The 16,768-nt window shown below is 56.8% G+C and carries 22 protein-coding genes and 1 tRNA gene; 15 read left to right on the plus strand and 8 right to left on the minus strand.

What is annotated here, in order from left to right:
* Positions 1-106 precede the first annotated feature (106 nt).
* Positions 107-1,819, plus strand: coding sequence for a hypothetical protein (locus AC2FEB_RS06975; protein WP_496674998.1), 1,713 nt, complete (start codon positions 107-109; stop codon positions 1,817-1,819).
* Between the two features lie 190 nt (positions 1,820-2,009).
* Entirely contained in the window at positions 2,010-2,582 is a 573-nt protein-coding gene (locus AC2FEB_RS06980; protein WP_496883926.1) for a GNAT family N-acetyltransferase, read from the plus strand.
* Here the strand turns inward: AC2FEB_RS06980 and AC2FEB_RS06985 are convergent.
* From AC2FEB_RS06985 to nthA, 5 genes are all read right to left on the minus strand, one after another.
* A complete protein-coding gene (locus AC2FEB_RS06985) occupies positions 2,573-2,809 on the minus strand; it encodes a DUF2842 domain-containing protein (RefSeq protein ID WP_299895997.1) in 237 nt (78 codons plus the stop codon). The two genes, AC2FEB_RS06980 and AC2FEB_RS06985, sit on opposite strands and share 10 nt — an antisense overlap.
* On the minus strand, positions 2,809-4,104 hold the full coding sequence (locus tag AC2FEB_RS06990; protein ID WP_117869387.1) for an adenylosuccinate synthase: 1,296 nt from the start codon (positions 4,102-4,104) through the stop codon (positions 2,809-2,811). The genes AC2FEB_RS06985 and AC2FEB_RS06990 overlap by 1 nt, the downstream gene beginning before the upstream one ends.
* 223 nt (positions 4,105-4,327) lie before the next feature.
* Positions 4,328-4,657, minus strand: coding sequence for a nitrile hydratase accessory protein (locus tag AC2FEB_RS06995; RefSeq protein ID WP_496674994.1), 330 nt, complete (start codon positions 4,655-4,657; stop codon positions 4,328-4,330).
* Complete coding sequence (gene nthB / locus AC2FEB_RS07000) at positions 4,654-5,331, minus strand: nitrile hydratase subunit beta (RefSeq protein ID WP_496674992.1); 678 nt, start codon at positions 5,329-5,331, stop codon at positions 4,654-4,656. Before nthB ends, AC2FEB_RS06995 begins: the two co-directional genes overlap by 4 nt.
* Positions 5,328-5,942, minus strand: coding sequence for a nitrile hydratase subunit alpha (nthA, locus tag AC2FEB_RS07005; protein ID WP_117869390.1), 615 nt, complete (start codon positions 5,940-5,942; stop codon positions 5,328-5,330). Before nthA ends, nthB begins: the two co-directional genes overlap by 4 nt.
* Before the next feature lie 151 nt (positions 5,943-6,093).
* Between nthA and secG the strand changes: the two genes are divergently transcribed.
* From secG to AC2FEB_RS07065, 12 genes are all read left to right on the plus strand, one after another.
* A complete protein-coding gene (gene secG, locus AC2FEB_RS07010; RefSeq protein WP_117869391.1) occupies positions 6,094-6,459 on the plus strand; it encodes a preprotein translocase subunit SecG in 366 nt (121 codons plus the stop codon).
* A 160-nt stretch (positions 6,460-6,619) separates the two neighbouring features.
* Positions 6,620-8,263, plus strand: coding sequence for a CTP synthase (pyrG, locus tag AC2FEB_RS07015; protein ID WP_299895979.1), 1,644 nt, complete (start codon positions 6,620-6,622; stop codon positions 8,261-8,263).
* A gap of 122 nt (positions 8,264-8,385) precedes the next feature.
* Positions 8,386-8,868 carry a bacterioferritin gene (locus tag AC2FEB_RS07020; RefSeq protein WP_117869392.1) on the plus strand — a complete coding sequence of 161 codons (483 nt, stop codon included), beginning with the start codon at positions 8,386-8,388 and terminating at the stop codon, positions 8,866-8,868.
* Positions 8,869-9,035: 167 nt separating this feature from the next.
* Positions 9,036-9,812: an isocitrate lyase/PEP mutase family protein gene (locus AC2FEB_RS07025; RefSeq protein WP_496674990.1), complete on the plus strand. Its 777-nt coding sequence runs from the start codon at positions 9,036-9,038 to the stop codon at positions 9,810-9,812.
* A gap of 78 nt (positions 9,813-9,890) precedes the next feature.
* Positions 9,891-10,184 (plus strand): DUF1330 domain-containing protein, encoded by a 294-nt coding sequence (locus AC2FEB_RS07030; protein ID WP_496675109.1) that lies wholly within the window; start codon positions 9,891-9,893, stop codon positions 10,182-10,184.
* A gap of 42 nt (positions 10,185-10,226) precedes the next feature.
* Complete coding sequence (locus tag AC2FEB_RS07035) at positions 10,227-10,676, plus strand: tellurite resistance TerB family protein (protein WP_117869395.1); 450 nt, start codon at positions 10,227-10,229, stop codon at positions 10,674-10,676.
* A 20-nt stretch (positions 10,677-10,696) separates the two neighbouring features.
* The gene (locus tag AC2FEB_RS07040) at positions 10,697-11,134 is read left to right on the plus strand and encodes a tellurite resistance TerB family protein (RefSeq protein WP_117869396.1); all 438 of its coding nucleotides are present in this window, start codon (positions 10,697-10,699) and stop codon (positions 11,132-11,134) included.
* A gap of 5 nt (positions 11,135-11,139) precedes the next feature.
* Positions 11,140-11,898, plus strand: coding sequence for a phosphate/phosphite/phosphonate ABC transporter substrate-binding protein (locus tag AC2FEB_RS07045; RefSeq protein WP_496675107.1), 759 nt, complete (start codon positions 11,140-11,142; stop codon positions 11,896-11,898).
* Between the two features lie 109 nt (positions 11,899-12,007).
* On the plus strand, positions 12,008-12,784 hold the full coding sequence (locus AC2FEB_RS07050) for an ABC transporter ATP-binding protein (RefSeq protein WP_117869398.1): 777 nt from the start codon (positions 12,008-12,010) through the stop codon (positions 12,782-12,784).
* A 32-nt stretch (positions 12,785-12,816) separates the two neighbouring features.
* On the plus strand, positions 12,817-13,566 hold the full coding sequence (locus AC2FEB_RS07055) for a transporter substrate-binding domain-containing protein (RefSeq protein WP_496674987.1): 750 nt from the start codon (positions 12,817-12,819) through the stop codon (positions 13,564-13,566).
* Between the two features lie 82 nt (positions 13,567-13,648).
* Positions 13,649-14,536: an ABC transporter permease gene (locus tag AC2FEB_RS07060; protein WP_496674985.1), complete on the plus strand. Its 888-nt coding sequence runs from the start codon at positions 13,649-13,651 to the stop codon at positions 14,534-14,536.
* Positions 14,533-15,339, plus strand: coding sequence for an ABC transporter permease (locus tag AC2FEB_RS07065; protein WP_496674983.1), 807 nt, complete (start codon positions 14,533-14,535; stop codon positions 15,337-15,339). Before AC2FEB_RS07060 ends, AC2FEB_RS07065 begins: the two co-directional genes overlap by 4 nt.
* Before the next feature lie 93 nt (positions 15,340-15,432).
* Here AC2FEB_RS07065 and AC2FEB_RS07070 read toward each other — a convergent pair.
* A tRNA-His gene (locus AC2FEB_RS07070) sits at positions 15,433-15,509 on the minus strand.
* Positions 15,510-15,556: 47 nt separating this feature from the next.
* Positions 15,557-16,039 carry a GNAT family N-acetyltransferase gene (locus AC2FEB_RS07075; RefSeq protein WP_496674981.1) on the minus strand — a complete coding sequence of 161 codons (483 nt, stop codon included), beginning with the start codon at positions 16,037-16,039 and terminating at the stop codon, positions 15,557-15,559.
* 77 nt (positions 16,040-16,116) lie between these two features.
* On the opposite strand from AC2FEB_RS07075, the gene AC2FEB_RS07080 reads away from it, so the two are divergent.
* Positions 16,117-16,305 carry a DUF6324 family protein gene (locus tag AC2FEB_RS07080; protein WP_117869403.1) on the plus strand — a complete coding sequence of 63 codons (189 nt, stop codon included), beginning with the start codon at positions 16,117-16,119 and terminating at the stop codon, positions 16,303-16,305.
* 2 nt (positions 16,306-16,307) lie between these two features.
* Here AC2FEB_RS07080 and AC2FEB_RS07085 read toward each other — a convergent pair whose 3' ends face one another.
* A complete protein-coding gene (locus AC2FEB_RS07085) occupies positions 16,308-16,739 on the minus strand; it encodes an MmcB family DNA repair protein (RefSeq protein ID WP_496674979.1) in 432 nt (143 codons plus the stop codon).
* Between the last annotated feature and the right edge of the window lie 29 nt (positions 16,740-16,768).

The following is a 16,768-nucleotide window of genomic DNA, read 5'->3' on the forward strand; positions in this document are numbered from 1 at the left end:
ACATTAAGACCACAAAATGATAGGTTCATGCATAAAGTTCAGAGCCTCCGTGTGCTCCCGATTCCGGGTAAGTGGGCTCTTGTAGTTTGTAAAGGACGTGCGTCTGATGGTACAGAATAACAAGGTATTAACCGTTTCATATGGAACCTTCTCCTGCACTTTGGAAGGATTCGACGATTCCTTTGAAACGATGAAGGCCATTGCCGAATATTTCCGCGATCTCGCTGCGGATGATCGTTACTTCGGCTCGGAGCCTCCGCAACCAGACGCCGAAATGCTGACCCGCATTGCACGCCGCGATGCATCGCAACGCGTTGAAGCCAGTCAAAACGAATCCGGGCTTTTGCTGCGTGCTTCATCAGGCACCGAAGCCCCGGCACCGATCGCTTCTGACGCACCGGCCCCGCACACGGCTGATATTGATATCATGAAAACCCCCGGTCCCGAATATACTCAACCAAGCCCGGCACAGACCTCTTTCGCGGACGCGGAAACCGTCGAAGACACCCCTTCTCCGGCAGCCGACAGCATCGCAGCGAAACTGCAGCGTATCCGAGCCGTTGTTTCCCATTCGGACGTCCCCCCTACTGCCTATTCCGAAGACGAGGAGTCTTCGTTGCTGGCCAACACCGCCCCGCCGGTGGACGCCGTAGCAGCTGCTTTCGAAGCCGGTGCTCTCAGTTCGGAAGACTTTGAAGAACCTGCCGAGCCCGAGGCCGCGGAAATCGAGGATCTGCAAGCGCTCGATGTAAAAGACGTACAGGCCGATGAAGCGCCCGCGACAGCTGAAAAGCAGGACATCGAAGCCGCAGAATCGGGTATCGAGAACGTTTCCGAACAGCAAGTGCCACTGACCCCCGAGCACCTGCAGGACGAGAATTTCGAAGAAACAACGGAAACCGCACAGCTTCCTGCAGAGCCCCTGTTCTCGGATCTTGAAGACGATAGCGAAGAGGAATTCGACGAAGAAGATGTTCCAAACATCCTCAACGTTGAAGACGTGGCGATCGAGTCCGAAGAAGAACCAGGTGAAGAGCCGCAGGACAATCAGGCGCAGGGTGTGCAGGGTGTATTGTCGGAAGAAGACGAAAATCGACTGCTGTCCGAGATTTCGGAAATCGAAAAAGACATGGCAGGTCGTTCCAGCCAGAAACTGACTGATGACGCCGATCCTGATCAGGATATCTCGCGACTGATGGCCAAAACCGGTGAACACATGGAGGATCCCTCCAGCAGCGACGCGCGAGAAACTTATTCGCATCTTCGTACTGCCGTTGCCGCAACCGAGGCCGACCGTGATGACCAAACGACTCCGGACGCCTCGCCTGTCGATGAGTACCGTGTTGACCTGGCGTCAGCGGTCAGCCCGCGCCGCCCCGAGGTAAACGTGACCAGTATACGCCCTGAAGCAGATACTCCGGCCCCGTTGAAGCTGGTTGCCGAGCAGCGCGTGGACGATCAAAGCGAATCCAATGGCCCCGTGATGCCGCGTCGCGTCACCACTCAGACAGAAGAAACCGAGTCGGAAGAAGGCGGTTTTGCGCAATTCGCACAGGATCAGGGCGCACAGTCGCTTCAGGATCTGCTGGAAGCAGCTGCGGCCTACCTGTCCTTTATCGAAGGACAGCAGCAATTCTCGCGCCCGCAACTGATGAACAAGGTCCGCTCTTTGAAGCAGGATGAGTTCAATCGCGAAGAAAGCCTGCGTTCGTTCGGACAGCTGTTGCGCGACGGAAAAATCGAGAAAGCTGGTGGTGGCCGTTTTGCTGCGTCCAACCTGATCGGTTTCCGTCCTGATGATAAGCGCGCAGTAGGCTAACTGCCATACCAGTTGACAAACAGGGCCGGCTGCCCCACCGGCCCTTTTTCTTTTGCCGACAACCAAAAATACCGAAACTGAGTAATTTTTTCAATAATACCACCCAACGGGTGACGCTGCGGTGCAGAAATATGGTATGATCATACGATAGTAATTTCGTCATGATATCCGTTCAGACATGGGCAGCGCTATGCAAGACGTCATAATCCGCCGACTTCGGAAGTGCGATCAGGCCTTAATTAAACACCATTTCAACAAGTTGGATGAAGAGATATTGTTGTCGCGCTTTGGAGTGCCTGTTCAGCCGCAGGGATTGCAAGACTACCTTTCCAACATGTTTGCTGATGCAGCATTCGTTTTCGGAGCATTCCCGGATCCTTCCCTGCGTGGTCTAGGAGAATTGCGCCTGATACCTGACCACAAACACCACGTTGCCGAAGTAGCCTTTACCGTAGAGAAGGCCTGGCAGGATCGGGGCATCGGCGATGCATTGCTGTCACGCCTCATTACGGTCGCCCAAAATCGAGGGATCAGAGAAGTTCACATGCTTTGCCTTGCGGCAAACCAAAAAATGCGGCGCTTGGCCGCCAAGCACAACGCCAAGCTGACCCTTGTACCGGGTCAGGTCGAGGCTACCCTGACCACTCCGTGGCCGACACCGTTTAGTATGGCCAAAGAAATCACAGGCGAGTACCACGCGTTTGCACGCGCAGTGCTCAACTGGCCCAACCATGTGCACACATCAAACGAGGCTCAGGATTGATCCGGGTCTTCTTTGCCAACCCCGCGAAAAACGAACTTGAACGGCAGGGCCCAAAGAATGCCCAGAACGATATAGACCAGAAGTTCCACCCATATCGGGGGGCGCTCCAGCCAGTTCAAAACCGTCACCACCGCCACAATGTAAAGTGGCAGGCCGATCACAAGAATAACCAACGACCAGCGCCGGCGCGCCTTGTAACTCAGACCTGTTTTCTGCTCTTTCTTCATCAATCAGCAAACGGGTCGGTCACCAGAATGGTGTCGTCCCGCTCCGGGCTGGTGGACAGAAGGGCCACAGGGCATTCGATCAGCTCTTCGACCCGGCGCACATACTTGATCGCATTGGCCGGCAAATCAGCCCAGCTGCGCGCGCCTTCGGTCGATTCGCTCCAACCCGGCATTTCTTCGTAGATCGGTGTGCAACGTGCCTGCTGGTCAGCCGCTGTCGGCAGATAGTCCATGCGTTCACCGTCTAGCTCATACCCTGTACAGATCTTCAGAGTTTCGAACCCATCCAGAACGTCCAGTTTTGTCAAAGAGATACCGTTCACGCCACTGGTCGCACAGGTCTGACGGACCAGGCACGCGTCGAACCATCCGCAACGGCGTTTGCGACCTGTTGTTGTCCCGAATTCATGCCCACGTTCACCCAGGCGCTGACCATCCGCATCCTCAAGTTCTGTCGGGAATGGGCCTTCGCCGACACGGGTGGTGTAGGCTTTTACAATCCCCAGCACAAAATCGATCGATCCCGGTCCAATCCCCACCCCTGTCGCGGCCTGACCTGCGATCACGTTGGACGAGGTCACGAATGGATAGGTGCCGAAATCGATGTCCAGCAGCGCCCCTTGCGCCCCTTCGAACAGGATGCGTTTTCCGGCTTTGCGCTTTTCGTTCAGAACTTTCCAGACCGGAGCAGCAAAAGGCAGAATGCTCTGCGCGATCTCTTTCAATTGGGCAATCAGCGCGTCGCGGTCGACCAGTTCGATTCCCAGACCTTTGCGCAGCGGGTCATGGTGCTGCAAAGCGCGGTCCACCCGTGCCTCGAGCGTGGCTTCATCCGCCAGATCGGCGACACGCACGGAACGGCGCCCGACCTTGTCTTCATAAGCCGGTCCAATCCCACGACCTGTAGTGCCGATTTTGGTGCCTTTGCTTGCCGCTTCTTCACGCGCCCGATCCAGCTCACCGTGAATCGGCAGAATCAGCGGGGTGTTCTCGGCAATCATCAACGTATCGGGGGTGATCTCCACACCCTGCGCCCGGATGGTCGCAATTTCCTTAAGCAAGTGCCAGGGATCCAGCACGACGCCGTTGCCGATGACGCTCAGCTTGCCACCGCGCACGACACCGGAAGGCAGCGCATGCAGTTTGTAGACTTCTCCATCGATCACCAGCGTGTGACCGGCGTTATGTCCGCCCTGAAAACGCGCGATCACGTCCGCCCGTTCGCTGAGCCAGTCGACGATCTTGCCTTTTCCTTCGTCACCCCACTGGGCGCCGACAACAACCACGTTGGCCATATCCGGTCCTTTTGCGCTGAGTTATCAAACCCGGCTCATATAGCGGGGCGCAAACGGCAGGGAAACCGATATTTCGCCGCAGATGAAAATCGCGCGAACGCGCGATGCCTCAGGCGGGGATATTTATAGCCAGATGAAAAGCGAATCCCCGGCTTCATCTGGTAAAAAATATCCCAGGGGAGTCTCTCGGAACGGGCGGCGGGGCAGAGCCCCCTACCCGACATCAACGCAAATGCACCGGTTGCCCATGAGGTGTCGTCAGATATGCTTCTTCCCAGAATTGACATAACTCTTTTACATCCTGCTGCGGCGCAGTGCCCTGCTCGGCCAACAACCCCTCAAGCGTTTCCAGCCATGCTTTGAAGTAATCGTCACCTCCATCCAGTTCTCGAGAGAGTCCGTGGCGCTTCAACGTATTCGAAAACCGGGTGGCCCAGTCGGGCCATTCGAACCGTCCGGCCTCGTTCAACGCCACGGTGACAGCGAATACCTGAGCGTGCCAAGGTTCGGCAAAGACGGGATCGGGTGCGCTGTGGGTGATGCAATCGCTCATGCCGGCTCCAAGTAGCTTTGCCAGAGGTCCAATACGACTTCGTCATCGGGGTGTTCAGGGTTGGCCCAAAGCTCCGATGCCGGGAATGCCACGGCATAAATCGGTTCAGGCGCTTCGCCCAGCCCGTGAGCGTTGGAATCGGGCAGGACATGGGTTCCGTGCAGGCGCAGGACTCGGCCCTTGGCACCAGACGCATAGATCGGCAGGCGCGTATGGCCGCCATCTACAAGCCGATTTGCTGCGGGGCGATTTGTGACAACCTGTTGCCCGACAGAAAACCGCACCGACACCGTCGAGGGCCTGTCCGCCGGCCCACCTTTGGCCAAAGCAGCAGAAACAGCTTCCGCTTTCAGCCTCCTGTCTGCCAGTGGACTCGGTACGTCATTCCCATCGCCCCGCAGGTCGGCCAAGGTAAGAACGCCGCGTTCTACCAGCAGGTCAGCCAGGCCCGATATCCACTTCTCATAGTACGAAAACCGCGTGTAGTCTTTCGAGGACAGCCGTTCGCGTGCGTGGCGAGATATGTCGATGTTCCACTGCCCCAGAAAGCCGGATGCAAGTGTCACTGCCAGTGCCCGTGCGTTCCAGTCTTCGGCAAAAACCGGTGCATTCTCGGCTTCGGGACTTATCGGACCATCTCCGAACCGACCTCCCATGTCATGAACGCGGGTCATGAAAGGACCTTCGGCAGGCCCGTGCCGATCATACTGTCGCGTGTCACAAGCGCAGCAAGTTCCTCCTCACTCATCCCATCTGTGCCTTCGGGACGCATCGGCAGAACGAGGTAGCGAACCTCGGCCGTCGAATCCCAGACCCGTACGGAAGTTCCCTCGTCCAAGGTGACACCGAATTCAGCCAGTACTTTGCGGGGCTCACGCACCGCACGAGCTCGATAGGCATCAGATTTGTACCAGCCCGGCGGGATACCCAGCAAAGGCCAAGGATAGCAACTGCACAAGGTGCAGACGACCATGTTGTGCCGGGCCGGCGTGTTTTCGACAACAACCATGTGTTCGCCCTGGCGACCATAATAGCCGAGATCCGCGACCACCGGGGTGGCGTCTTCCAACAGAGCGGCCTTGAAAGCTGGGTCGCTCCAGGCTTTGGCAACAACCCGCGCGCCGTTCTGCGGGCCAATCTTGTTCTGATAGGTGTCGATGATTTCATCCAGAGCCGCTGGATCGATCAGACCTTTGCGGGTCAGAATCGTTTCAAGCGCTTTGACACGCAATGCGGGTTCAGGCGGCAAAAGGGCGTGCGGGTGGTCGTGGTCGTCATGTGGCATAGGCCGCAGCCTGCGTCACGCATCGGCGTTCTGTCCAGCCCCTTTACCGTGATATCATGCATCACGTGCGGTGATGCGAACTCCTGACTTGCCCCCGCTGGCAAACTTGCATAAGTACCACGCGATACACGCCACGCTGTACAGGACCACCATGGAAAACGTCGTTCTCATTATCCACCTTCTTTTGGCTCTGGGCCTGATTGCCGTTGTTCTGTTGCAGCGGTCCGAAGGCGGTGGCCTTGGCATGGGTGGTGGTGGCGGTGGTGCCATGACAGGCCGTGCAGCAGCGACCGCTTTGGGCAAACTGACCTGGATCCTCGCCGCTTGCTTTATCGTAACCTCGATAACGTTGACCATTCTGGCGGCTCAGAAGTCTTCGGGCAGCTCAGTGATCGACCGTTTGGGCGTTCCGGCTCCGGCTTCGACTGAGGAAAGCACGCCGGCGGTTCCGGCGGCGGATGACCTTCTGCCGCCTGCACAGGACGACAATGCACCGCTGATCCCGCAAGCGGACTAAGCCACTACACTTAGAAACTCAAAAGAGAACTGCAACAGCATCTTGCGGTTCTCTTGCGCTTTGGGCGCGAATCCTTTATACGTGAAGTCCCGTGATGCAGCGGTTTTTCGTAAACCGTCGGGCAGCTGATTTTGACGTCTCACGGGAGCAGCCGAAAAACATGGCGCGTTTTATTTTCATCACCGGTGGTGTGGTTTCGTCTTTGGGCAAAGGACTGGCTTCGGCGGCGTTGGGCGCCTTGTTGCAGGCCCGGGGATACTCGGTACGCCTGCGCAAGCTGGACCCCTATCTGAACGTCGATCCCGGCACGATGTCGCCGTTCGAACATGGTGAAGTTTTCGTCACCGACGACGGGGCCGAAACCGATCTGGATCTGGGCCATTACGAACGTTTCACCGGCGTGGCCGCGCGCAAGACCGACTCGGTCAGTTCGGGCCGGATCTATTCCAACGTGCTCGAAAAGGAACGCCGCGGCGACTACTTGGGCAAGACCATCCAGGTGATCCCGCACGTCACCAACGAGATCAAGGATTTCATCGCCATCGGCGAGGACGAGGTCGATTTCATGCTGTGTGAGATCGGCGGCACCGTGGGCGATATCGAGGGCCTGCCGTTCTTCGAAGCCATCCGTCAGTTCAGTCAGGACAAGCCGCGCGGTCAGTGCATTTTCATGCACCTGACACTGCTGCCCTATATCAAGGCTTCCGGTGAGCTGAAAACCAAGCCGACACAGCACTCGGTGAAGGAACTGCGCTCGATCGGTCTGGCACCAGACATTCTTGTCTGCCGCTCGGAAGGGCCGATCCCGACCAAGGAACGCGAAAAACTTGCCCTATTCTGTAACGTGCGCCCCGACAGTGTGATCGCAGCGCAGGATCTGAGCACCATCTATGACGCCCCTCTGGCCTATCACCGCGAAGGTCTGGATCAGGCCGTTTTGGACGCGTTCCAGATCAGCCCTGCACCCAAACCCGATCTGGCCAAATGGGAAGATGTCAGCGACCGCATACACAACGCCGAGGGCGAGGTGAAAGTTGCCATCGTGGGCAAGTATACTCAGCTTGAAGATGCCTATAAGTCGATTGCCGAAGCGTTGACTCATGGCGGCATGGCAAACAGGGTCAAGGTCAAGGTCGAGTGGGTCGACGCCGAGGTGTTCGATAACGAAGACGTCGCACCATATCTTGAAGGTTTCCACGCCATCCTCGTCCCCGGAGGCTTTGGTGAGCGCGGCACAGAAGGAAAAATCAAGGCAGCCCAATATGCGCGCGAACACCAGGTCCCCTATCTGGGCATCTGCCTGGGTATGCAGATGGCCGTGATCGAAGCCGCCCGGAATGCCGCTGGTATCAAGGAAGCGGGTTCAGAGGAATTCGACCACGAAGCCGGCAAGAAGCGTTTTGAGCCTGTCGTGTACCATCTGAAGGAATGGGTGCAGGGCAACCACAAGGTCGAACGCAAGGTCGGCGACGACAAGGGCGGCACCATGCGCCTGGGCGCCTACAACGCGGTGCTGGCGGAGGGATCGAAAGTCGCTGAGGTTTATGGCGGCACACAGATCGAGGAGCGCCACCGCCACCGTTATGAGGTGGACATCAAGTACCGTGAGCAGCTTGAAAAGGCGGGGCTCAATTTCTCGGGCATGTCGCCGGACGGTCGCTTGCCAGAGATCGTGGAATGGTCGGATCACCCATGGTTCATCGGCGTGCAGTACCATCCGGAATTGAAATCCAAACCGTTCGACCCGCATCCCCTCTTCCGCGATTTTGTACGCGCTGCGAAAGACACTTCGCGCCTGGTCTGACACCGGGCTGTGTCGGACTGTCACCCCGCGTTGTTTTGTGTGGACTGATCTCTTAACTGTGTGTGTAAGCAGATTTTCTGCTTCACACGTTCGATGCCGTTCAGAGTTTCAGGAGATTTCCGATGAGCAACGCAACAACGATTACCAACCTTCAACAAGCGCTTCACATGGAGCTGACGGCGGCGCACCAGTATCAGCTGCATGCCCATGTGCTGGAGGACTGGGGCCTTGATATCCTTGCGGAAAAAATGCGCGCTGAAATGCAGGAAGAACTGGGCCACTCCGACGCGTTCATTGAGCGTATCCTGTTCCTTGGTGGCGTACCCGAACTTGCGTTCCAGAAAAGCCCGGCAGCCGCGGCTTCTCTGGAAGACATGTTCGCTGCGGACCTGAAGGATGAAACCGAGGCGGTCGACTTCTATACCAACGCCGCGTTGCAGGCCGCCGAGGTCGGGGATGTAGGATCAAGGACCCTGTTCGAACGCATCTTGTTGGAAGAAGAAGGTCACAAAGACTGGTTGGATACACAGTTGAACCTGCTGAAACGCCTGGGTGAAGCCAACTTCAGCGCAAAATTCGTATCCGGTGTAGCAAACGACGCTTGAAGCACCTACGATCGCTTGCCCAAACGCCAGCATCGCTCAAACCATCTTATCATGGTCTGAGCGATGCGGTTTCCGTCACTTCAATGTGACGTTCCAGTGCAAAAAACCTCTACTCGGTCTGCCCCCATGGGGTTAACTGTTGATCACACCACGACAGGAGAGCCCCGATGAGCGATCAATCCCAAAGCGCGAAGACCTTTACCAGCCTTCACAAAAAGGGCGACCCCGTCATTCTGTTCAACATCTGGGATGCTGGAAGTGCCAGCGCGGTGCGGGATGCAGGCGCGCAAGCCATTGCTACCGGCAGCGCACCTGTTGCCATGGCACAAGGTTTTGGCGATGGGCAGAACATCCCGCTAGAGGTCGCTTTGGACAATGCGCGCCGCATCGTTGCAGCGGTTGATCTTCCGGTGACACTGGATTTCGAAGGGGCGTATGCCGAAGACCCGCAAGGTATCGCGCAAAACGTCAAGCGTGCGCTGGATTGCGGCGTGGTTGGTTTCAATTTCGAAGATCAGATCATCGGCAGTGACGGGCTGTACGATACAGCGGTTCAGGCCAAGCGCGTCGAGGCCATGCGAGAGGCCTGCGAAAGCGCGGGTATAGCTGCCTATGTCAACGCGAGAACCGATACTTTCCTGAAGGCTCCGGCAGAAACACATGATGAGGCCATGCTGAACGACGCCATTGCACGTGCTTCGGCCTATGAAGCAGCGGGGGCCAGCGGTTTTTTTGCTCCGGGGTTGAAAGACGAGATAATGATCGGCCATCTGTGCAAGAGGTCAAATTTGCCCGTAAACATCATCGCCCTGCCCGGCACCCCCGGCACACCACGCCTGGCTGAACTGGGGGTTGCGCGCGTCAGCTATGGTCCGGTTCCTTATCGCCAGATGATCAAATGGTTAACAGATCAGGCGCACACCGCTATCCACTACCGCACCTGATCATCCTGAGGCCGCAGGATTGCAATTGATGGCATTTCTTCTCATCACCCTGCCTTCGAAACTGAACAGGAGGCAAGCCTGATGAAAGGCTATTGGGTCGCACATGTCGATGTGAACGACGTGGACACATACAAGTCATACATCGCTGCAAATGCGGAACCCTTTGCAGCATATGGTGCACGCTTTCTGACGCGGGGTGGAAAACGTGAAGTGAATGAAGGAGCGGCGCGCGCGCGAACCGTTGTAATAGAATTTCCCAGCTATGAAGATGCGCTTGCCTGTTACGAAAGCGAAGCATACCAGAAAGCCAAAGCTCTGCGCGCCCCGGTGTCGATGGGCGATCTTGTGATCATTCAGGGCTATGACGAGTAGTCTTCGCTTGGCCTGCCACAAAATATGGAATAACTTGTAACCATGTTGAAAAAGTTCTTTCAGGCGTTCAGACCGCCTCAGCATGAACATCTACCGGACCCGGATGCCGAACTTGCTCTGGGCGCGCTCATGGTGCGTGTGGCGCAGGCCGATCGGGATTACAAGCTGGAAGAGATCAGCCTGATCGACAAAATCCTGGCCCGTCTCTACCAGCATAATGCAATCGAAGCGGCCAAGGTTCGCGCCACGTGCGAAAAGCTCCATGCGGCTGCGCCTGAAACCGATACATTCGGTAAACTGATCCGGGAAACAACGGACTTGAAAGAGCGTCTGGCCGCGCTGGATGCACTTTGGGAAGTCGTTCTGGCCGACGGAACGTCCGACGAAGGTGAAATGAAAATTGTCGAAGAAGCCCGCGTCGCCATGGGGTTGAGCTTCAACGACAGTAAGGCCGCACGTGAACGCGTTCAAAGTCGCTTGGATGTGAGTTAGGCGCTCGCTATATCTAACACATGTTCAGTGAATTTCTTTCCAGGCTCACGCAGCCTCAGCCCGATCCGCTTGTCGATGATGACGCCCGCCTCGCCCTGACGGCCCTGCTGGTGCGTCTGGCGCGGTCCGACAATGACTATTCCGATACCGAAATGGCTCGGATAGACCGAATCTCGGCGCAACGTTTCGGCCTGTCTCCGTTCGAAAGTGCTGCCCTGCGCGCACGTGCCGAAAATCTGGAGGCGGAAGCCCCGGACACCGTCCGCTTTACCCGAGCCATCAAAGAGGCGGTTGCCTATGAAGACCGCTTGGCGGTCGTTCAGGCGCTGTGGTCCGTGGCTCTGGCCGATGGGCACCGCACAAGCGAGGAAGATTCGCTGCTGCGTCTGGTTGTCAGTCTTCTGGGCGTCAGTGATGTGGACTCCGCTTTGGCACGTCAAAAGGCTGCTAAGTCGTGAGTGCAATGCTGGGCATGTATGACATGCCCGCGCTGCAAGCAGCCAATGACCGGTTCTGGGGAATGATTCGCGCCCAACTGGAATCAGGCCCCGAACACCTTACCCGCGACAAAGATGTGTGGGAGGTCTGGCGAGACCCGAACCTGGTTCTGGCCCAAACCTGTGGCATGCCGTACCGAACCCAATTGCATGGCGATGTCCAACTGGTTGGCACCCCGGATTATGGCCTGCCCGGGTGTCCCCCCGGATACTATTGCTCGGTCTTTGTGGCCCGGCATGACGACGCCCGGGATCTGGCGGGTCTGAGCACCGGCGTGTTCGCGTATAATGAAGGCTTGTCCCAATCCGGCTGGGCGGCCCCGATTACACACATGTCCCATGCAAACCTGAGCCCCGCCGAACTTTTGGAAACCGGTGGGCATGCACTGTCCGCCCAAGCCGTCGAAGACGGCAAAGCCGACTTTGCCGCGCTGGACATACTGACGTGGCTGATGCTGCAACAGCACACCAATCTGGGGACCAAACTGCGCGAACTGGCAAGGACGTCACCGACTCCGACTCTTCCCTACATCACATCGATGGGTCGGAATCCGCGGGTCATTGCAGGCGCTGTTCGGGCCGCAATTGACCAGCTTTGTGACGATGATCAACGATTGCTGCATATTCGCGGGTTGATCGACATTCCCGCAGCCCACTATCTTGCTGTTCCCACTCCGCCTTCCCCCAAAGATGGCAGATCAACGACTGCCCAAATTGTTGACTGATTTTGACCAATTTGGGTGTTTCTCCGCTTGATTCTGTCATTTGCGCATTGCATTGACCTTTTTTTTCGGCCCTAGTACCGGACCAACACCACCAACCACTGGACTGCCCGTGACAGAAACTGATCCCGTCATCGAAATCAAAGACCTTCACAAAAGCTTCGGAAATCTAGAGGTGTTGAAGGGGGTGGATATCACGGCACATCGCGGTGACGTGGTTTCGCTGATCGGGTCGTCCGGCTCGGGGAAGTCGACACTTCTGCGGTGCTGCAACCTTCTGGAAGACAGCCAACAGGGCGAAATCCTTTTCAAGGGTGAGCCGGTCAAGTGGACCGGGCAAAGCCATGGGCGCCGCCCAGCAGATCCCAAGCAGGTTCTGCGTATCCGCACGAACCTGTCAATGGTGTTCCAGCAGTTCAACCTTTGGGCTCATTTAACCATTCTCCAAAATGTGATGGAAGCTCCGGTCACTGTTCTGGGGCGTGACAAGGCCGAGGTTGAAGACAGCGCCCGCAAATACCTTGAGAAAGTAGGCATCGGCGACAAATGCGATGTCTACCCCGCTCAGCTATCCGGCGGACAACAACAACGTGCCGCCATCGCCCGCGGCCTGTGCATGGAACCCGAGGCCCTGTTGTTCGATGAGCCCACATCGGCACTGGATCCCGAGCTGGAACAGGAAGTCATTAAGGTAATCAAAGACTTGGCTGCTGAAGGGCGCACCATGATCATCGTGACACATGACATGAAAATGGCCGCCGACATCTCAAGCCACGTGGTGTTCCTGCACCAAGGCCTGATCGAAGAAGAAGGCACGCCGGAAGATATCTTTACGTCACCCGAATCCGAAAGGCTTCGGGGCTTTCTCTCCGCCACTCAGGCGGCTTAACTTCAAAACAGAACCAAACTGGGGAGTAACCAATGAAAAACCTGATTCTGTCCACTGCCGCACTGGCACTGACCGCCGGTATCACCATGGCCGACACGGTCCGCATGGGGACCGAGGGCGCCTACCCTCCGTACAACTTCATCAACGATGCCGGCGAAATCGACGGTTTCGAGCGTGAAGTCGGCGACGAACTGTGCAAGCGCGCGAACCTGGAATGCGAGTGGGTCAAGAACGACTGGGATTCGATCATTCCGAACCTGGTCTCGGGCAACTACGACACCATCATCGCGGGCATGTCGATCACCGACGAGCGTGACGAAGTCATCGACTTCACCCAGAACTATTTCCCACCTGCGGCTTCGGCCTATGTCGGTGCATCGGACGGTGTTGATGTCACCACCGGCGTCGTTGCCGCACAGACTGCGACCATTCAGGCTGGCCACGTGGCTGAATCGGGCGCGACTCTGGTCGAGTTTGCAACTCCGGAAGAAACCATCGCTGCCGTCCGTAACGGCGAAGCCGATGCCGTGTTTGCCGACAAGGATTTCCTGGTGCCGATCGTAGAAGAATCCGCCGGAGAGCTGGTCTTCGTTGGCGATGACGTCCCGCTGGGCGGTGGCATCGGACTGGGCATCCGTGAATCGGATGGCGAACTGCGCGGTAAGTTCGACGAGGCGATCACTTCGATGAAAGCGGACGGGTCGTTGAACGAACTGATCACCAAGTGGTTCGGCGAAGGCGTTCCGACCTACAACGCTGACGGTTCGGTCGTTACAAACTAATCCGTATCAAGCGGTTCGGCGCGTCCATCGCGCCGAACCCTGCCTGGTGGAATAACCGGGTACGACGTTCGAAAGACGCTTCATGTTTTCCTATTGCGCTGACCCTGACACGCTCGGAACATTCCGTTGGTTCTCTTGCTACCTGACCAACGGTGTTCACTGGTCCTTCTACCTGTCATTCCTAAAGGTCCTGGGATTGCTGGCGGTGACCGCGCCGGTCGCGTTGGCGTTTGGCTTTATGGGCGCAATGGCCGCCCGATCACATTTCCTACCCTTGAGCTGGCTGGGTAATGGATATATTGCCATTGTGCGCGGTGTTCCGGATATCGCCTTCTTCCTGTTTTTCGTGATAGCCTTGGACCAGGCGTTCGAATGGACGCGGCATAAGATCCTGTGCCCTGAATGGACCGACCCCATCCGTCAGGGAAATGATTTTATCGTCTGTCAGGCGGCCAAGCTGCCATTGGGGACCGCACCGGAATGGATGCATGAAACCTATGGTTTTTTCCTGGCTGTTATTACTTTCTCAATCGTTTTCGGTGCGTTTGCCGCAAACGTTCTTTTTGGTGGAATGCGCGCGGTTCCCCACGCACAGCTTGAAACCGCCGAGGCCTATGGCATGTCCCGTCGCCAGACGTTCTGGCGCATCCTTGTGCCGCAGATGTGGGTCTACGCCCTGCCTGGCTTGTCGAACCTTTGGATGGTCCTTATCAAAGCCACACCGCTGCTGTTCCTGCTGGGTATTGAAGACATCGTCTATTGGGCCCGCGAGCTAGGTGGCACCAAGACCTCCAAATTTACCCAGTATCCGCATGGCGACTGGCGCATGTGGTACTTCCTGTTCCTGCTTGTCTTCTACCTCGGCATGACACGTGTGTCTGAACTTGGGCTGGAGAAGCTGATGCGGAGGCTGTCCCACGGACAGGCCACATCAGGCGGCGAGCTTCTGCGCAAGGAGACCACGGCATGAGCTGCTTGCAGACAATCCAAGATTATGGCCTGCGGTCCCTCGGTATTGGCGAGCGTCTGCTGCCCAAGACTGACTTCACCCTGTGTGAGCAATTCACACTGATCGGGTCGGGCATGATCTGGAATGTCTATTTCGGGATCATGGCTCTGGCGACCGGGTTCTTCCTGGCCACCGCCCTCGCAGTAGGTAAGGCATCCAGCAACAAATGGCTCCGCAAACCTTCGGAATGGTTTATCTTCCTGTTCCGCGGTTCGCCTTTGTTTATCCAGTTTTTTTTCGCCTATTTCCTGTTCCTGTCGCTGAAGAAATCTAACCCGATGTTCGACGCCTTTACCGCGGCCTGGCTGGGCGCGCTGATCGTTCTGTTCCTGAACACCGCGGCTTATACGGGCGAGATTTTCTATGGCGCGCTGCGATCCATTCCCAAAGGCGATATTGAAGCTGCGGATGCCTATGGCATGTCCGGTTGGGCGCGTTTCCGCCGGATCGTCTGGCCCACCATGTTGCGGCTTGCATGGCCTGCTTACACAAACGAAGCAATCTTTCTCTTCCACGCAACAACGCTGGTCTTCTTTTCAGCTTTCCCAGCTTGGCAGCAACGTGGAGACGCCTTGTACTACGCCAGTTATTTTGCCGACAAGACGTTCAACCCGTTCATCCCATACCCGATTCTGGCGTTCTATTTCATCCTGCTGACACTGGTGATCGTCGGGGTCTTTGGCCTGATCAACAAGCGCTTGAACCGGCACCTGCCGGTCGCAAGGCAGGCCAAGATGCGGTTCAAACTGAATCTGGCGCGCTAATTCCCGGCGCGCCGACCACGTCCGGAAGCAAAGCCAAATCAACGACAGTCAACGCGCACCCGCACGCTTTTTTCAGCACATTCAGGAGGGAAGTGGTACCGCCTCCCTGGCTTGAACAGGGGACCTCTGGATCCACAATCCAGCGCTCTAACCAACTGAGCTAAGGCGGCACTCGTGAGGGGCGATGTACCGAACACGCCCGCGGAATGCAAGAGGATTAAAACCGAAATTTCCAGCTTTGTTCGACAAGATCGACACCAAAGGAATGCACCGCTTTGCTGTCCATCAACTCCCAGCCAGACGCCTTGTAAAGAGCGCATGCGGCGGTATGGCTTTCGTGTGTCCACAGGACCATTTCCCGGTATCCTGCCTCGCGTGCGAAAGCAGTACACGTATGTAAGAGCCGCTTTCCCAGTCCTAGCCCTCGTGCTTCCGGGACAAGTAGGAACAAGCGCAGCTTGGCGATACTTCGGTCAACAGCAACGCAGAAAACACTTCCCAGACGCTGCCCTTCCCGTTCCGCGATCCAGCCTCTTTCAAGCTCAGGGTCACTATTTTCGATGAAATCATCAAGGATGCTGGCCACCAAGGGGGCAAAGCTGTCATCAAACCCTTCGTCCCGGGCATAAAGCAGACCGTGCTGTTCAACCAGCCACGCGGCGTCATCGGGGCGAAAGGATCTGAGAACGGCGGCTTCCATGTCTCATCTGACCGCAAAGGTGACTTGATTCTCAACCCCGTGCGCGCTAGCAGGAACGCTCAGTCTCGGAGGCACAGATGGGCATCAATACCGAACGCGACATTCAGGCAAACCTGCAAATCGGTCCGACCGATCAGGGTATGGTCCGCCTGTTCATCGAAGCTGACGGCATCGAAATACCGATGGATTTTGACCCGGAAGAAGCAGAAGAAATCGCCGACGAAATTCGCGCCGCGATACAAGCCGCCCTCGCCGTCAAAGGCTGATCTTACAGTCTGGGATCCCGTAGCGCATGCAGGCGTCGCGCGGCATCCGTTGCAAACTTCTGGATCATCTTCTTGCGCCGCGCCGGGGCAACTTTGTCCTCGGGCGCCATACGTACGATTTCCGCATCATACGCGTCAGCGATGATCAGGCCTGTTTCGTCAGGCAACAGATCGGTTGGAAACTCTGTGTCGACGGCCCAGAAGAATCGGTCACACCATTCCAAATAGCCCTGCCATTTCGCATCCGACTGATAATCGGCACGGCTGGATTTGCACTCGATCAGCCACAGCTCACCCTTGGGACCCAACCCCATCACATCGACGCGCAGGCCACGTGTCGGGACAAATTCCTCCACGGAAACAAACCCATGCGCCGCAAGATGCCGCGCGACACCGCGCGCCAGTTTCTGTCCAGGTTGCAGATCCAAAGTCATGTATGAAAATGTGAACAATAAGTGAACAA

This window comes from Ruegeria sp. YTSC106 (genome assembly GCF_059609765.1).

Coding starts and splice junctions, on each gene's coding strand:
- AC2FEB_RS06975 (WP_496674998.1), top strand. CDS start 107: ATGGTACAGAATAACAAGGTATTAACCGTTTCATATGGAACCTTCTCC.
- AC2FEB_RS06980 (WP_496883926.1), top strand. CDS start 2,010: ATGCAAGACGTCATAATCCGCCGACTTCGGAAGTGCGATCAGGCCTTA.
- AC2FEB_RS06985 (WP_299895997.1), bottom strand. CDS start 2,809: ATGAAGAAAGAGCAGAAAACAGGTCTGAGTTACAAGGCGCGCCGGCGC.
- AC2FEB_RS06990 (WP_117869387.1), bottom strand. CDS start 4,104: ATGGCCAACGTGGTTGTTGTCGGCGCCCAGTGGGGTGACGAAGGAAAA.
- AC2FEB_RS06995 (WP_496674994.1), bottom strand. CDS start 4,657: ATGAGCGATTGCATCACCCACAGCGCACCCGATCCCGTCTTTGCCGAA.
- nthB (WP_496674992.1), bottom strand. CDS start 5,331: ATGACCCGCGTTCATGACATGGGAGGTCGGTTCGGAGATGGTCCGATA.
- nthA (WP_117869390.1), bottom strand. CDS start 5,942: ATGCCACATGACGACCACGACCACCCGCACGCCCTTTTGCCGCCTGAA.
- secG (WP_117869391.1), top strand. CDS start 6,094: ATGGAAAACGTCGTTCTCATTATCCACCTTCTTTTGGCTCTGGGCCTG.
- pyrG (WP_299895979.1), top strand. CDS start 6,620: ATGGCGCGTTTTATTTTCATCACCGGTGGTGTGGTTTCGTCTTTGGGC.
- AC2FEB_RS07020 (WP_117869392.1), top strand. CDS start 8,386: ATGAGCAACGCAACAACGATTACCAACCTTCAACAAGCGCTTCACATG.
- AC2FEB_RS07025 (WP_496674990.1), top strand. CDS start 9,036: ATGAGCGATCAATCCCAAAGCGCGAAGACCTTTACCAGCCTTCACAAA.
- AC2FEB_RS07035 (WP_117869395.1), top strand. CDS start 10,227: ATGTTGAAAAAGTTCTTTCAGGCGTTCAGACCGCCTCAGCATGAACAT.
- AC2FEB_RS07040 (WP_117869396.1), top strand. CDS start 10,697: ATGTTCAGTGAATTTCTTTCCAGGCTCACGCAGCCTCAGCCCGATCCG.
- AC2FEB_RS07045 (WP_496675107.1), top strand. CDS start 11,140: ATGCTGGGCATGTATGACATGCCCGCGCTGCAAGCAGCCAATGACCGG.
- AC2FEB_RS07055 (WP_496674987.1), top strand. CDS start 12,817: ATGAAAAACCTGATTCTGTCCACTGCCGCACTGGCACTGACCGCCGGT.
- AC2FEB_RS07060 (WP_496674985.1), top strand. CDS start 13,649: ATGTTTTCCTATTGCGCTGACCCTGACACGCTCGGAACATTCCGTTGG.
- AC2FEB_RS07065 (WP_496674983.1), top strand. CDS start 14,533: ATGAGCTGCTTGCAGACAATCCAAGATTATGGCCTGCGGTCCCTCGGT.
- AC2FEB_RS07075 (WP_496674981.1), bottom strand. CDS start 16,039: ATGGAAGCCGCCGTTCTCAGATCCTTTCGCCCCGATGACGCCGCGTGG.
- AC2FEB_RS07080 (WP_117869403.1), top strand. CDS start 16,117: ATGGGCATCAATACCGAACGCGACATTCAGGCAAACCTGCAAATCGGT.
- AC2FEB_RS07085 (WP_496674979.1), bottom strand. CDS start 16,739: ATGACTTTGGATCTGCAACCTGGACAGAAACTGGCGCGCGGTGTCGCG.